A 14,017-nucleotide genomic window follows, 5' to 3' on the forward strand; every position below is an offset into this window, starting at 1 on the left:
CTGTTGCTATAGGAGTTTGTGGTAAAGGTGGGTGAGGCTTTGGGCGAATTGTTGGCTGTTGAGGAAGGGGGGGGAGGTGGCCATTTGGGTTTGGAGTTGCTGTTGGGTTTGTTGTCGTAGGTCGGGGTTGGTGGCGAGGGTTTGGGCGAGGTTTCGGTAGGCTTCGGGGGTTTGGGTGATGAGGTGGGGGAGTCCGAGTTCGTGGAGGAGGGCGGCCCCTTGGGCGAGGGGGCTTGGCTGGGTTTGTAGGGTGATGATGGGGAGACCGACTTGTAGGGGATGGAGGAGACTGCTGGCCTGGGAGTGGGGGAAGCTGTCGAGGTAAATGTCGGCTTGTTTGAGGAGATAGCGGAGGTCGCTGGAACTGGGGAGGGATTTGACGAGAAGAAATCGCTTTAAGGGGACTTGATGCTGTTGCAAAACTTGCTGCATCTGCCGGAAGAAGGGCATTTCTAGTTCGGGATGGGGTCGCCAGTCGTCGCCGAAGGGATGGAGGACGAGGATGCTGTTGGGGGTTTCGGCGAGGAGTTGGGCCCAGGTTTGGCGAACGTCGGGGTGGAGAAGTCGCATGTGGGCGGTGGAAATGAAAACGGTGGTATTCTCGGGGAGATGCCACTGCGATCGCTCGATTTTGATGGTTAACTCGGGAGGGTCTTGGGGAAGGTCGAAACAGAGGCCTGACCCTTCTAGGGTGAGGAGGGTTTCGCTATGGTCGATGGGATGGTTGGCGGTGAGAGTTCCGGCGATGTAGGCGTCGATATGACGCATTCCGGTGGTGGTTAAACAGGAGAGGTTGGTGAGTTGATGGCGGGCGAGACGGTAGCTACAGAGGAAGGTGAGGGGGGATGACCGGGTGACGAGGTTACTGCCGATGAGTAGGATGTCTAGGTCGTCGGAACGGATGGTATGAACTCGTTGCAAGAGGCTGAGATGACCCAGGGGGACGACTTCGTCGGCGTAACTCCAGCAGTAGTCTTCGTAGGTCTCTTTGCTAATCTGGAGGCTATAGAGGTAAATTTCAAATTGGCTGCGATCGAGATGTTTGATACAGGCCAGGTTGTAGTAGGTTTGGGGGTTGGCTTTGTAGTTGTTGGCTAAAACCCCAAGGCGAATTTTCGGCCGGGGAGGACGGGGGGGAAATGTATAACTGAGGGGCGATCGCTGTTGGTAGAGGATTTGTTCGAGAAGGTCGGCCCGTTTTTTCTGTAGCCGTAGGGGACTGCGTTGGCTGAAATATAACGGGGTACAGTTGACCCGTTCGGCAAAAACTTCGTTGACGGCCTGCCAACTGGGACTGTTGGGATGGCTGAGGATGTTTTGATGGAGGTAGCTAATCCAATTCTCCAGGTGAATGTGATAAGCGTCTGTATCCCCAGGGTCTTGGAAAATTCGGGGCATGGATAAGACGTAGGCTAGGAGAAATTCATTTAACCAACCGGGAAAGGGGAGGTCATGATAGGCTACGGAGAATTGATGGGGATAGCCATAGAGAGTCGCGGCGAGAAAGGCTTGGGAGAGTCGATTCTCGGGGGTTTTGGGGCTGAAGAGTTTTTGGAGGGTTTGGAAAAATTTGCGGTCGTCTTCGTTGAGGGTGTCTTGGCGTAGAGGACTGTCTAAAAGGACGGAATGGAGGTCTCCGAGTTGACCATCAATTTGGTTGGGAAGTTCGGCGTAGGAGAGGTTTAACCATTGTTGGGTGACGGCTTTGCGGAGTTGGCGGATGAGATGGAGGGCTTGGCGATCGCCCGGATTTTTTTGATAGTTACTAACGATATCTAAGAGAGACTGAAAACTCGGGTTAAAGGGAGTGATGACATTGAGACGATAGGCGAGGGGGTCAACGGAAACTTGGAAGAAGTAGTATTTAAAGAGTTCCTGATTTAAGGATTCTAGCAAGTCTGGACTGACTGAGTTTTGAGCATCGGTTAAGATTAAGGTATGGGCTAAGAGGGATTTTAGGAGGGGGATTAACTGTCCGGTCTTGTAGTGGTGAATATCGACAACCAAAATGGTTTGATGGCTGAGATTGTCTGTGGACAGTTCCCGAAATTCGGGATGTTGGGCGATGTCTGAGGGGGTTAGATATTCGATGCGATCGCCCAATTGACAGGTTTCTAAGAGTTGAGACGATATAGTAGAGGTTGGCTGCGGAACGACCCAATAGACTTGTAAGCGGGATAAATCCACCACATCAGCCACCCAGCGGGGGTCACAGTCTCCCCAAATAATGAGATTTAACTTAGGAATTTGCCGATGTTGTTCCTGGATATACTCATAAAAAGCAAGATGCTGATGGCGATCGCCCCTATCACGACTGGTAACATACTGACTACGTAAATCCGAGTCAGCTTGATAGAAATTCGGCAACAATCGCCCTTGAAGATGGTCTAAAAGCTGTTGAACTTTCTGTTCTGGCTGATGCTGTTGCCAAAACAACTCAGACCCTGCTTTCGCTATCTGTTGCGTTAGGTCTGGATGATTAAGGTAATACTTTATTTTCTGATATAAATCTGCCTTACTCTCATAAGTATCCAGATGTTTGCCAACTTCAAATAATGCCTCTAACCCCGCTTCCGGTTTCAGGGTATCCGTCAACAAAAAACCACCACTCGACAACACCTCAAACACCCGCATATTCAAGTCTCCATTGAGACTGACATTGAGGTTAATTTGACTGTTCGCGTACACCTCAGCCGCTTTCTCCTGGCTACCGCTAAAGGTTTCTAGGGGGATACCCTGGGCCGTCATTTCATCGAGAATATGATAGCGATAGGGATGTAAGGGGCCAATTTGTCCGACAAATGACACCGGATACTCTGGGTGAGGACAGGGGGGTTGAGGGTGAGGATAAATGTTGAAGCCAGGCAGCCAAAATACGTTTTTACAGCCCGCTTCTCTAAAAAAATGAAGATGTTGCCGTTTATGGTCAGACATCACGAAATCGAAGCCTTCCTGAACGGCATAGTCCGTCAGGGTACGGAGGGGGGCTTCTAAATGTTGGGTATCGCCGACAATGAGTAATTTAGGGCAGTTTAAGAGGTTTAAGTTAGTGGGGAAGTTCAGACGAGTCGCATCAGCCCGAACTACCACCAATTCAGGATATTGGGCCGCCGGAATTTGGGCGATGAGAGGGGCAATGTCGTAGGTTCCTAGGGGGGCTTCGAGTTGTTTAAGTCGATTAAATCGATACTCGGTCTTAAACGCCGCCCCACATAAAATTTCATGTTCAGAAATAATAGTCGGACGGTGAATTGACCCCGGAGGTTGATAAAAGAGGAGAACGTTAAAAGCAGGATAGGGCATTAGTTCGGGAGATTTATCGTTCCATGGCGTCCACCGATTTGGGAACTCCAGCGGTGAGAATTTCACAGCCGTTTTCTGTGACTAACACATCATCTTCAATTCGCACCCCGATTCCATGCCATTTTGGGTCAACGGGGGGCTGTTCAATCGTCACCTCGTCCACCTCTCGGCTGGCGGGTTTAATGTAAGGAGAAATATAGATGCCGGGTTCGACGGTGAGGACATTTCCCGGTTGGAGGATATGCCAGTTATCTTCTCCATGTTGATAGACCCCCACATCATGGACATCTAAGCCTAGCCAATGACCGGTTTTGTGCATATAGAAGGGTTTATATTGTTCGGCTTCGATGAGTTCCTCGGGGTCTCCGGAGAGTAAGCCGAGGTCGAGTAAGCCTTCGACGATGACGCGAACGGCGGTGTCGTGATGTTCGTTGTAGGGAATGCCGGGGGCAATTTTGCTGATGGCTTGTTTTTGGGCTTCTAAGACCAGTTCATAGATGATTTTTTGTTCTGGAGAAAATTTGCCGGAAATTGGAAAAGTTCGGGTAATATCTGAGTTATAATACTGATAGGAACAGCCAGCATCGATGAGCAGTAAATCGCCCTCTTCCATCTGACGGGTGTTTTCGACATAATGCAAGATGCAGGCGTTGCCCCCTGAGGCGACGATGGAGGGATAGGCGGGACTGCCGCCGTGGAGGGTAAAGAGGCGTTCCATTTCCGCTTGCACTTCATATTCGTAGCGTCCGGGCCGGGCCATGTCCCGGGCCAGATTATGGGCGTCCACGGCGATGTCAGCCGCTTTACGCATCAGTTCTAGTTCTTCGGGGGTTTTGACGAGTCGCAGGGGATGGAGGAGGGGGCTGGGATCTTCGAGGGCGATGGGGCCGGTTCCTCGTTTGGGGTAGAGGGCGAGTTGTTTACGCCAATGACGGAGAATGCGACTGTTGAAGGCTTCGTCTCGTCCGAGGTGGTAGTAGATGCGATCGCCCCCCTTGAGATACTGGGGTAGCTTCTCGTCAAGTTCTTCGATGGAATAGGCGATATCTGCCCCATATCGCTCCTGGGCCGCCTCCACCCCCGTCCGGTAGCCGGTCCAAATCTCTCGGTCTAAGTCCTTGGGACGCACGAAGAGGATAAACTGATGCTCATCATGGTGGGGGGCTAAGACGGCCACGGCTTCCGGTTCGTTAAAGCCAGTGAGATAGAAAAAGTCACTATCTTGGCGGAAGGCGTATTCTACGTCATTGTGCATCACCGCCATGGGCGCACTTCTAAAAATGGCGGTTCCCTGGTTCAGTTTACTCAGGAGTTGTTGGCGACGTTGGGCGTAGAGATTGGACATCAGCAGTAGCTAGGGACTTACAATAAGGGGGTAGCCAAGACGAGGATGAGGCGATCGCCCTCGGGGAGATCTCCCGAGGTGAGGACGACGCGATTCTCATTTTCCCGACGGACTGGAGTTCCCTCCATTAGGGTCAAGAAATCATCGAGGGGTTTAATATCACAGGCCGTATCATCAGCAGCGGCGGTTCGGTAATGGGTGGGGATGATGATACGAGGATTGAGACGGTTAATGGCCGCCTTGGCTTCTTCGGGGTTATAGGCTTTATCGCCGCCGCCGACGGGAATCAAGGCCACATCAGGACGGCCTAGGAGAATCCGCTGTTCATTGCCAATGGGGGCCGCCGCCCCGCCCAGATGGACGATATTTAGGCCCCCCTGTTGCCAACGCCACATCATGTTCGTGCCAAAACGCCGTCCGTTGAGGCGATCGTGGGCGATGGGAATGCCCTCAAAACGCATCCCCTGAAGTTGGAAAATCCCGGACTCAAACAGCAATTTGTTCTCAGGGACATTCTCCACATCCCCTTCATCGAGGAGAAAACTGCTGACGAGAACGACATCGGCGTCTTCGACGTTAGGGGCCGAATAACCGGCTGTACAGCCTCCAGGACGGAAGGGATTGGTGAGAACCCGACGGCCCCCACCGGTAAAGCGAAAGGACGTATGACCGAAATGTTCAATTTCCAATCGGCCCTGGCTTGGGGATTGGGCCTGTCCTCTCCCAGCTAAGCCTGTTACGGTGGCGGCGATCGCCCCCACTTGCAAATACCGAATCAGTTGTCGCCGTTTCATAGCGTGATACTTAGACCGTTGCGGCCTGTTTGAGACTCACCAAGAAATTATGCAACAACGCCTTCCCCGATCCGGTCAAAATACTTTCTGGATGAAACTGTACCCCTTGAATATGGGGGTACTGACGATGTTGCACGCCCATGATCGTGCCATCTTCAACCCAGGCGGTAATCTCTAAGACCTCGGGACAAGTGGCGCGATCGATGACCAGACTATGATAGCGGGTTGCGGTAAAGGGATTCTCCAGACCGGCAAACACCCCCTGGTTATTATGGTAAATGGGGGAGGTTTTGCCGTGCATCAGTTCCCCTGCTGAAACTACCTGACCGCCAAAGACCTGGCCCATACTCTGATGGCCCAGACAAACGCCCAAAATCGGCAGGGTTGGCCCCAATTCCTCAATTACCGCCAAGGAGATTCCCGCATCCTCAGGACGACCTGGCCCTGGGGAAATGACTAAGCCATCGGGATTAAGGCGACGAATTTCCTCAATGCTGATGCAGTCATTGCGATAGACCTGAATCTCGCTGGCGACGGGTAGGGTTTGTCCGAGTTCTCCGAGATATTGAACCAGGTTGTAGGTAAAGCTGTCGTAATTGTCGATGACGATGATCATGGGCGGGTTTGGCAACGGCAAGATACCCTCAGCCTAGCAGGGAGGTGAGGCGGATGAGTAGAGGGGGAATCAGCAGGGATAGGGCAACGATGAGGGAGGCAAGGGCCCCAATTAGAACTGCCCCGGCGGCACAGTCTTTGGCGATTTTGGCCAGGTCGTGATACTGCTGTTCCACGGTCAAGTCCACAACAGACTCAATGGCGGTGTTGATGAGTTCTAGGGCCAGGACAAGACCAATGGTGAGGGCAATCACGGCCATTTTAACGGCTTCGAGATTGAGGGCCAGTCCTAGGCCGAGGGCAATTGAGCCGATGAGGACATGGATGCGAAAGTTACGCTGGGTGATAAAGGCGTAACGAATGCCTTGGGTGGCATAGCGGAAGCTGGCCCAGAGACTGTGGGCCACTTGCCAGGAGAGTTGACGGTCATAAACCTTGTTTTTGGGAGTCGGATTGGGCGCACCGGGGGACATGGGATAGGGAGTCTTGGGACGTTCGGCGATAGCCTCAAAAAGATTTAGATTCATGCGAGACTCAATCCTAGGAAGGGACATTGGCGAGAATCTGAGGCAGATCAAGGTTAACAGCTATTTCGATGCGATTGAGTAACTGCACCTGACGCTGAAGCATAACCGCTAAACTCTCGTCATCGGGGTGATCCCATCCCAATAGATGCAGGAAACCATGGGCCGCCAACCAGGTCAACTCACTGTCTAAGGAATGACCGAGACGTTGGGCCTGTCGTTGCGCGGTGTCGAGGGAGATAACGATATCCCCGAGAGATAGGGGTAAGGCTACAGCGATCTGCGGCATTTCAGACTCCATTGCTGCAAACGCTAACACATCAGTTGGCTTATCGTTGTGTCGGTACTGACGATTTAGCCGACAAATTTCCGCGTCATCGCTGAACCGCAAGCAGAGTTCGTATCCCAGGGGGGGATGGCTTCCCTGGGGGATTTCCTCGGGGGAGAGATCCTCTAGCCAGGCTTGGAGGCGATCGCCCCATCTGGCTTCGCTGGCTAAGGTCTCAATCTCGTCTTGGGCAAGTCCTTCGGGGTGTTGTACGCTCAAATCCAGGAGAATGGCCATTGGTGGATTAGTGGGTTAGATAGGCGAGTCCCACCAGTAAGGCGAGAAGTCCAAAGGTTGTTAGGAAGAAGTGATAGAGGGATTTGCCACCTTTGCGGACCATATTCCGCATGGCGAGTTTGACGAAGCTGGGTTGGGGTTGGGGGGAGGTCATAATTAGGCAAGAGGCAAGAGGCAAGAGGGGGGGAGAAGGCAATAGTAGGGGCGTACCCTTGTGGTCGCCCTCTTCCGGGGTAGGGGCGTACCCTTGTGGTCGCCCTCTTCTTGATGATTTTTGGCTGCGTTCCTTAATTTAACGCATTGGCAAAGGTTCCGTGAAAGCCGATGGGGATGACTTCGGGTAAGCTTAGGCGACAAAGGGGTTCGTCGAGGTGGGCGGCGTTGAATATCCAGACCTCGGAGCGATCGCTGTTGCCATCATAAACCACGGTCAGTAGCCAGCCGTCGCCGTCGCGGTTGGGGGCGTAGATGGGTTCGCTGGGATAACGACTGTCGCCAAAGTCGAAACTGTCTAGGGTCCTTTGTTGGATATCGTAACGCCCGATCGCCCCGTAGAGGTCTTGGGCGGTGTTGGTGTTGGGGCGATGTAGGGAGAGATATAGGGCTGAGGCATTGCGGCCGAGTTGGTTGGGGGCGACGCTGGGAAATTCGCAGGAGCGATCGCACAAGGACTCGGTGGCTACCAGTTTAGCGGTTTGGGGGTCGAGAATCAGGCGATCGAGATGGGCCTCGGCGGGGGTGTTGGTGTAGCCGCTGGCAATTTCGGCTAGCCGTTGGTTGGTGGCGAAGTCGGGGTAACGGACGACATCGACGACAATTTGACCGGCTTCGTTGACGTGGCCGTTGCCATAATGCCATTGAAACCAGGGGTCGGCTTCGCCACGACTGACGAGATTGAGGCTATGACGGTCGAAAATTAGAATTTCGGTTCCGCGACTGGGAACCCAGCGACATCCATCTTTAATGGTGGTTAGGCCGAAGAGAATCCGTAATAGGGGAACCTCTAGGGGAGGGAGGAAAAAGACGAGATAGTCTCCGGCGAGAACACAGTCGTGAATGAGGGACATCTTATCGAGGGGATGTCGGCCTTGGCGTTTTAGGCTTCCTTGGTTGTCGCAGACGAACAGATTTAGGGCGTTTTGTCGGCCATAATCGATGCCGAAGTTGAAAATCTCGCCGCTGTGATGATCCCATTTGGGATGGGCCGAGTAGGTGGGAAGTTGGATGTCTTCTAATCCTAGGGTGTCGAGGGTTTTGGGATTGAGGACATGGGGTTTGCCCCCTTCCCAGAGGGCTAGGAGACGGTCGGGAAGGGCTAAGACGGAGGTGTTGGCGGCGTTTTTGGGGGATTTCCGCCAGCGGCTGAGGAGAGAGTCTGGGGCGAGGGTTCCGTAACCTCCGTAGAGAAGGGTTCCGGCTTCGGCTTCGGCTTGATAGCCGGCGGTTTGTACGAACCGATAGTGACCTCGGGCCTGGCCCTGGCCAAACTCGACAGCGAGAATGGCCCCGTCACCATCAAACCAATGACCCACACGGCGATCGCCCCGCTGGAGTCGCCCAGGACCGTTGCGATAGAGAGTCCCCTGAAGCGGCTGGGGAACCTGGCCGGATAAGACGTTTAAGGGGGTAGACTCAAATTCTTGCCCAACTCGGGTCACGGCATTAGACCAAGCGGGTTTTTGGGAACTGATAGACATGAAAGGCTAATGATCTTGACAGTCCCTAGCCTATCAAAATCATCCCAACTTCCTCATCAAAACAACAACGGCATCCAGACCAGTCGGACGAGTGATTTCCCCATGTTTCTAAAGACATTTTGGAGATGCAACAGGTCAATCTCCCCAGGAGGGGTTGAAGCTGCATGGCTCCCAGTCAACTAGGTGGTGGAAGTTTCAGTCGCTTGGGCGGATGCCGTTGTTTGTTGGAGTTGAACAGATGTTAGAATTAACAGCGTGCTTACCTCTTTAACTAACGTGGACTGCGCTGCGTTTATCTGTTTCAGAAGCGTTTTCTTTGCTTCTGATTACTACTATAAGAAGCCGGTCTGGAAGATGCAAGAGGTTTTAACTAAACGTTACAGTGTAAAGTTTAACAATTCTCTCAACGACTTATGAGCGATCGCCCCTCTCCCTCGTCTAACGCCCTCACGGCCCTGGAACAGCTCATTCAGGTGGTGGCCCAACTACGTGATCCCCAGGGCGGATGTCCTTGGGATTTAGAACAAACCCCGGAAAGCTTGATCCCCTATATGATTGAGGAAGCCTATGAAAGCGTCGATGCTATTCGTCGCGGGGATTCTGAGCATATTTCTGAGGAACTGGGGGACCTCTTGCTGCAAGTGGTGTTACAGGCCCAAATTGCCCAAGAAGCTGGAGATTTTTCCTTAGCAGAGGTGGCCCAGGGAATTACGGATAAATTGATTCGTCGCCATCCTCATGTCTTTGGCGATGCCCAAGCCAATAGCCCCGATGAAGTTCGGCAAACTTGGCAGGCGATTAAAGCGGCGGAGAAGGGAGAGGACGAGAGCAGACTCAGTTCTAAATTAGCCCGCTATGCTCGGACGCTGCCACCGCTAAAAGCGAGTCAGAAAATCTCTAAAAAGGCGGCGGCGGTGGGCTTTGAGTGGGATAAAGTCGAGGATGTTTGGCAAAAATTTGAGGAAGAACTCGGGGAATTTCAGGAGGCGATCACCCAGGAAAGTCGCCAACGTCAAGAGGAAGAATTGGGAGATTTACTCTTTGTGTTGGTGAACTTGGCCCGTTGGTATGACCTGGACCCGGAAGCGGCCCTTGAGGGAACCCACGAGCGCTTCCTGGCCCGGTTTAGCCAAGTCGAAGCTGCCTGCGATCGCCCCCTATCCGACTATAGTGCCGAGGAACTTGAGGCTTTCTGGCAAGTGGCTAAACAGAAACTCGCCCTGTGAACTGGCTTAGAAATCCCGAGAACCGGTATATCCCGATAAATCCGCTAACTCCTCTAAGGGAATCAGCCCCATTTGCAGTTCTCCGTTGATTTCCCAAGAGGGGTAACTCCGAATCCCTGCGGCTTGACAGGCGGCGGGATCAGGATTTGCCCCATTCTCATCACATTCAATATACGCCAGTTCATCAGCCGCTTCCCGGCCAAACAATTGTTTTTGCTGTTGACAGAAATTACACCAGAAGGCCCCATACATGATGATGCCACTCTCCCGCAGATGTCGCGCTAGGGCGATACTGTCGGGGGTTGAGGTGGTGGTGATGGCGTAGCCGCTGCTGGTTTGTGTCTCGGCTGTGGGGCTATGAATAGGGGCGTAGAGGGCTAGAGAGCCAACAAAGGTAATGAAGGCGACGATCACCCCTGTAAAGAACACTTGTCCAAGATCCTCCCAATCTTGGCCCACCAGGGTCAGTCCCAACAAGGCTAGGGCACAAATGGCTGAGGCGACACAGTACAAACAAAAGGCCTGAATCTCAAAGACCATGATGTACATGAGATAGAGGCTGAAGACCCCCATAGCCACACTCCCCATCAACAGAAACCGCCAAGTCCAATCCTCCACGGTACGACGCTGGGATTTATTGGTTTCCGGGTTAATCAGCCAGGGGGCAACAGCAAACACCCCCATCGCCGCATAAGCTAGGAAGCCAAATAGGGCCAGAGGTAAGCCAAAAATAACCGCATAGGGACTGGATAAGACTTGATCGCAGCCTTCCGTAGGACAGGCGGCGGAGACATCAGCAAAGGCTGTAATAGCCAGATAGGCGGTGATGACGGCCCCCAGGGCTGAGATGGCGGCGATGATAAAGCGTGATTTGCGTTGAATCCAGGGTTGAGAGCGTTTGCGCATATGTTAAAACCTATGAAAACGAATGACTCGAAGACGACGGAACTCTCCTAAAGATGACTGTTGGAGCGTCGTTTAACGACAATCCAAACGGCGGGAAGGGTAATGGCGATGACGACGGGAATCACCATGGCCATGGGTAGGGTTGTGACTGTCTCCCAGGATAACGATTGTGACCCACCTGAATCAGCTGTCTGTGACGCTTCTGTCTCGCTTCCTGAAGACTCGCCGAACCGGTCGCCGCTGTCAGGAACTGCACAGCCCTCGACTGCACTGTCGTCTTCACCACCTTCTGTCTCCTCGGGTTCATCACAAATGCCAAAGTTGACCTCTGCCAAGTTTTGGGCAGTCGCGAAGGGTGTGGAAACGGCGATCGCCTCCTGATTCCAATGACCTGTAATCATAGTCTTTATCCATCCCAATGACTTAATCTGAGGGGTCACGCTGACCCAAAAACCACCAGAGTTCCCATCCCATTAAGGCTAACCCGCCAAGGGTAACGGCAACTTTGACCCCGAGAGGCTGCTCAAGCTGTTCAAACCCTCGGGATGGGGCGGAATGGGTATGAGGTTCGGAGGAACTTGGCTCAGCCATCGCTCCTCCTGCTCCCAGGATAGCGAGACTGATGCAGATTACGAGAATTTTGTCAACAAGCTTCATCAAATTACTCCTGTTCTATCACCTATTGCCTTCCCCTCCTGGGAGGGGTTAGGGGTGGGTTATGCCTATTGCCTATTGCCTTCTGTTCCCTATCCCACAAGTTTCGTCTTACGCAATCTCAGGGCATTCGTAATCACAGACACTGAACTGAAGGCCATCGCGGCACCAGCAAAGATAGGATTGAGAAGCCAACCCACGAGAGGATAAAGAACTCCTGCGGCTAAGGGAATCCCGAGAGTGTTATAGGCAAAGGCGAAAAAGAGATTTTGACGGATGTTGTTCATGGTGGCCCGGCTTAAGTCGATCGCCAGGACGATTCCTCGTAAATCGCCGGAAATTAGGGTAATGTCACTGGCGGAAATCGCTACATCAGTCCCGGTGCCAATGGCCATGCCGACATCCGCTTGGGCCAAGGCGGGAGCGTCATTGATACCATCGCCGACCATAGCGACAATTTTGCCTTCTAGTTGCAACTCTTTGACGCGATCGCACTTCTGATCGGGACGCACTTCGGCGAAAATTCGCTCAATCCCCACGTCTTGGGCAATGGCTTCGGCCGTCTGTTGGTTATCTCCCGTCAGCATCACTACCTCTAACCCCCGACGATGTAACTGTTTCACCGCCTCCGCTGATGAGGGTTTCAGGGCATCGGCAATGCCAAATAAACCCTCAATGGTGCCATCAATGGCTAGCCAGGCGGTGGTTTTGGCTTGTCCTTGCCATTGCTGACGGCGATCGTCTAAGGCTTGAGTGTCTAAGCCTAATTCGGCCATCCAACGACTGGTCCCAATTTGCACTCGTCGGCCCTCTACGGTTCCTTCTACTCCCATTCCTTCCCGGGCCTGAAAGTTACTGACAGCGGGCAGGGGTTGTTTAATTCCTTGGGCCTCGGCATAGTTCACCACGGCTTCGGCTAAGGGATGTTCCGATTGACGTTCCACCGCTGCCGCCAGTCGTAACCACTCTAGTTCCCGTTCGGTTCCGCCAATGGTGACATAATCGGTCACGGTGGGCTGTCCTTGGGTGAGGGTTCCGGTTTTGTCGAGGACGATGGCTTGGATGTTATGGGCAATTTCTAAACTATCGGCCCCTTTGATTAAAACCCCATGTTCGGCCCCCAGTCCGGTTCCTACCATGATTGAGGTGGGGGTGGCCAGGCCCAAGGCGCAGGGACAGGCGATAATTAAGACGCTGACGGTGGTAACGGTGGCTAGGGTGAGATTGCCGGTGACGTTGAACCAGATGATAAAGGTGAGGATGGCGATCGCAATCACTACGGGGACAAACCAACCGGTAACGCGATCGGCGATTTTCTGGATTGGGGCTTTGCTTCCCTGGGCCTCTTGAACTAATCGCACAATTTGGGCTAATACGGTATCTTTGCCGACGCGGGCCGCCCGGAAGCGAAAACTGCCGGTTTTGTTGAGAGTGGCCCCGATGACGTCATCCCCAGAGGCTTTCTGAACTGGGATGGATTCCCCCGTCACCATGGATTCGTCAATGGTGGATTGTCCCTCTAGGATTTCTCCATCGACGGGGATTTTTTCACCGGGACGAACGACCACCACATCGCCAATCTCAACAGCTTCGACAGGAATATCCTCTTCTTGACCATTACGAATCACTCGGGCGGTTTTGGCCTGTAAGCCCATTAAGGCACGAATAGCCTCGGAGGTTTGTTTCTTGGCCCGGTTTTCCAGGAGTCTCCCTAGGAGAATTAGGGTGATGATGACAACGGCAATTTCGTAGTAGTAGTCAACGGGGAGGCCCTGGGCCTCGAAAAATTGGGGAAAGAAGGTTGTCCAGAGGGAGTAGACGTAGGCGGCGATGGTTCCCACGCTAACGAGGGTGTTCATATCCGCTGTGTGGCGGGTAAAGGCTTTCCAAGCACTGATAAAGATTTTGCTACCACACCAGATAAATACCGGCAGACTTAACACCAGTTGCAGGATAGGGTCATGCAGCCACATGGGGAAACCGGGAATGTCTAACCCAGTCATCATGGGGATGGCCCCAAAGACGATAATGCTACTGACGACACAGCCCACGATGACTTTTTGAGTCAGTTCTCGTTGTTCGGCTTGACTGGCGGCTTGTTCTTCGTCTGTTTCCTCTAAGGGGGAACGGATGAGTTGGGCCTGATAGCCAGCATCGACAACAGCGGCAATGAGATGGTCAACTTGAAGTTTAGCGTCGTCATAGTCGACGGTGGCTTGGGATAAGGCAAAGTTGACGTTACAGGCGCTCACCCCAGAGACTCGGGATAGGGACTTCTCGATGCTATTGGCACAAGCGGCACAACTCATCCCTTGGAGTTTCAGGTTGATGGTTTCCATAATCGTGAGTTTGGCGGCAAATCAAGTTAGGGGTGATTGGGGTTCCCGC

At 53.0% G+C, this 14,017-nt stretch carries 13 protein-coding genes; 1 reads left to right on the plus strand and 12 read right to left on the minus strand.

Annotation, left to right across the window (positions count from 1 at the left end):
- Nucleotides 1-6 precede the first annotated feature (6 nt).
- The 8 genes from NEA10_RS12755 to NEA10_RS12790 all read right to left on the minus strand — a co-directional run bounded on the left by NEA10_RS12755 (nucleotide 7) and on the right by NEA10_RS12790 (nucleotide 8,843).
- Nucleotides 7-3,303, minus strand: a complete 3,297-nt coding sequence (locus NEA10_RS12755; RefSeq protein ID WP_252660864.1) for a glycosyltransferase family protein — start codon at nucleotides 3,301-3,303, stop codon at nucleotides 7-9.
- A 13-nt stretch (nucleotides 3,304-3,316) separates the two neighbouring features.
- Nucleotides 3,317-4,648 carry an aminopeptidase P N-terminal domain-containing protein gene (locus NEA10_RS12760; RefSeq protein WP_252660866.1) on the minus strand — a complete coding sequence of 444 codons (1,332 nt, stop codon included), beginning with the start codon at nucleotides 4,646-4,648 and terminating at the stop codon, nucleotides 3,317-3,319.
- A 17-nt stretch (nucleotides 4,649-4,665) separates the two neighbouring features.
- Entirely contained in the window at nucleotides 4,666-5,442 is a 777-nt protein-coding gene (locus tag NEA10_RS12765) for an MBL fold metallo-hydrolase (RefSeq protein WP_252660868.1), read from the minus strand.
- A 10-nt stretch (nucleotides 5,443-5,452) separates the two neighbouring features.
- Entirely contained in the window at nucleotides 5,453-6,058 is a 606-nt protein-coding gene (locus NEA10_RS12770; RefSeq protein ID WP_252660870.1) for an anthranilate synthase component II, read from the minus strand.
- A 28-nt stretch (nucleotides 6,059-6,086) separates the two neighbouring features.
- Nucleotides 6,087-6,584, minus strand: coding sequence for a diacylglycerol kinase family protein (locus tag NEA10_RS12775; RefSeq protein ID WP_374111762.1), 498 nt, complete (start codon nucleotides 6,582-6,584; stop codon nucleotides 6,087-6,089).
- A 13-nt stretch (nucleotides 6,585-6,597) separates the two neighbouring features.
- Nucleotides 6,598-7,146, minus strand: a complete 549-nt coding sequence (gene ybeY / locus NEA10_RS12780) for an rRNA maturation RNase YbeY (RefSeq protein WP_374111763.1) — start codon at nucleotides 7,144-7,146, stop codon at nucleotides 6,598-6,600.
- A gap of 7 nt (nucleotides 7,147-7,153) precedes the next feature.
- Entirely contained in the window at nucleotides 7,154-7,300 is a 147-nt protein-coding gene (locus tag NEA10_RS12785; protein ID WP_252660872.1) for a DUF3285 domain-containing protein, read from the minus strand.
- Between the two features lie 133 nt (nucleotides 7,301-7,433).
- A complete protein-coding gene (locus NEA10_RS12790; RefSeq protein ID WP_252660874.1) occupies nucleotides 7,434-8,843 on the minus strand; it encodes a carotenoid oxygenase family protein in 1,410 nt (469 codons plus the stop codon).
- 413 nt (nucleotides 8,844-9,256) lie between these two features.
- On the opposite strand from NEA10_RS12790, the gene mazG reads away from it, so the two are divergent.
- Complete coding sequence (gene mazG, locus NEA10_RS12795) at nucleotides 9,257-10,069, plus strand: nucleoside triphosphate pyrophosphohydrolase (RefSeq protein ID WP_252660876.1); 813 nt, start codon at nucleotides 9,257-9,259, stop codon at nucleotides 10,067-10,069.
- A 6-nt stretch (nucleotides 10,070-10,075) separates the two neighbouring features.
- On the opposite strand, the gene NEA10_RS12800 is transcribed toward mazG, so the two are convergent.
- The 4 genes from NEA10_RS12800 to NEA10_RS12815 all read right to left on the minus strand — a co-directional run bounded on the left by NEA10_RS12800 (nucleotide 10,076) and on the right by NEA10_RS12815 (nucleotide 13,968).
- Entirely contained in the window at nucleotides 10,076-10,975 is a 900-nt protein-coding gene (locus NEA10_RS12800; protein ID WP_252660878.1) for a vitamin K epoxide reductase family protein, read from the minus strand.
- 47 nt (nucleotides 10,976-11,022) lie between these two features.
- Nucleotides 11,023-11,376 carry a hypothetical protein gene (locus NEA10_RS12805; RefSeq protein ID WP_252660879.1) on the minus strand — a complete coding sequence of 118 codons (354 nt, stop codon included), beginning with the start codon at nucleotides 11,374-11,376 and terminating at the stop codon, nucleotides 11,023-11,025.
- Nucleotides 11,377-11,398: 22 nt separating this feature from the next.
- Nucleotides 11,399-11,632 carry a hypothetical protein gene (locus NEA10_RS12810; RefSeq protein ID WP_252660881.1) on the minus strand — a complete coding sequence of 78 codons (234 nt, stop codon included), beginning with the start codon at nucleotides 11,630-11,632 and terminating at the stop codon, nucleotides 11,399-11,401.
- Nucleotides 11,633-11,721: 89 nt separating this feature from the next.
- Nucleotides 11,722-13,968, minus strand: a complete 2,247-nt coding sequence (locus tag NEA10_RS12815; protein WP_252660882.1) for a heavy metal translocating P-type ATPase — start codon at nucleotides 13,966-13,968, stop codon at nucleotides 11,722-11,724.
- Nucleotides 13,969-14,017: the final 49 nt, after the last annotated feature.

The organism is Phormidium yuhuli AB48 (assembly GCF_023983615.1).
Taxonomy (GTDB): Bacteria; Cyanobacteriota; Cyanobacteriia; order Cyanobacteriales; family Geitlerinemataceae; genus Sodalinema; species Sodalinema yuhuli.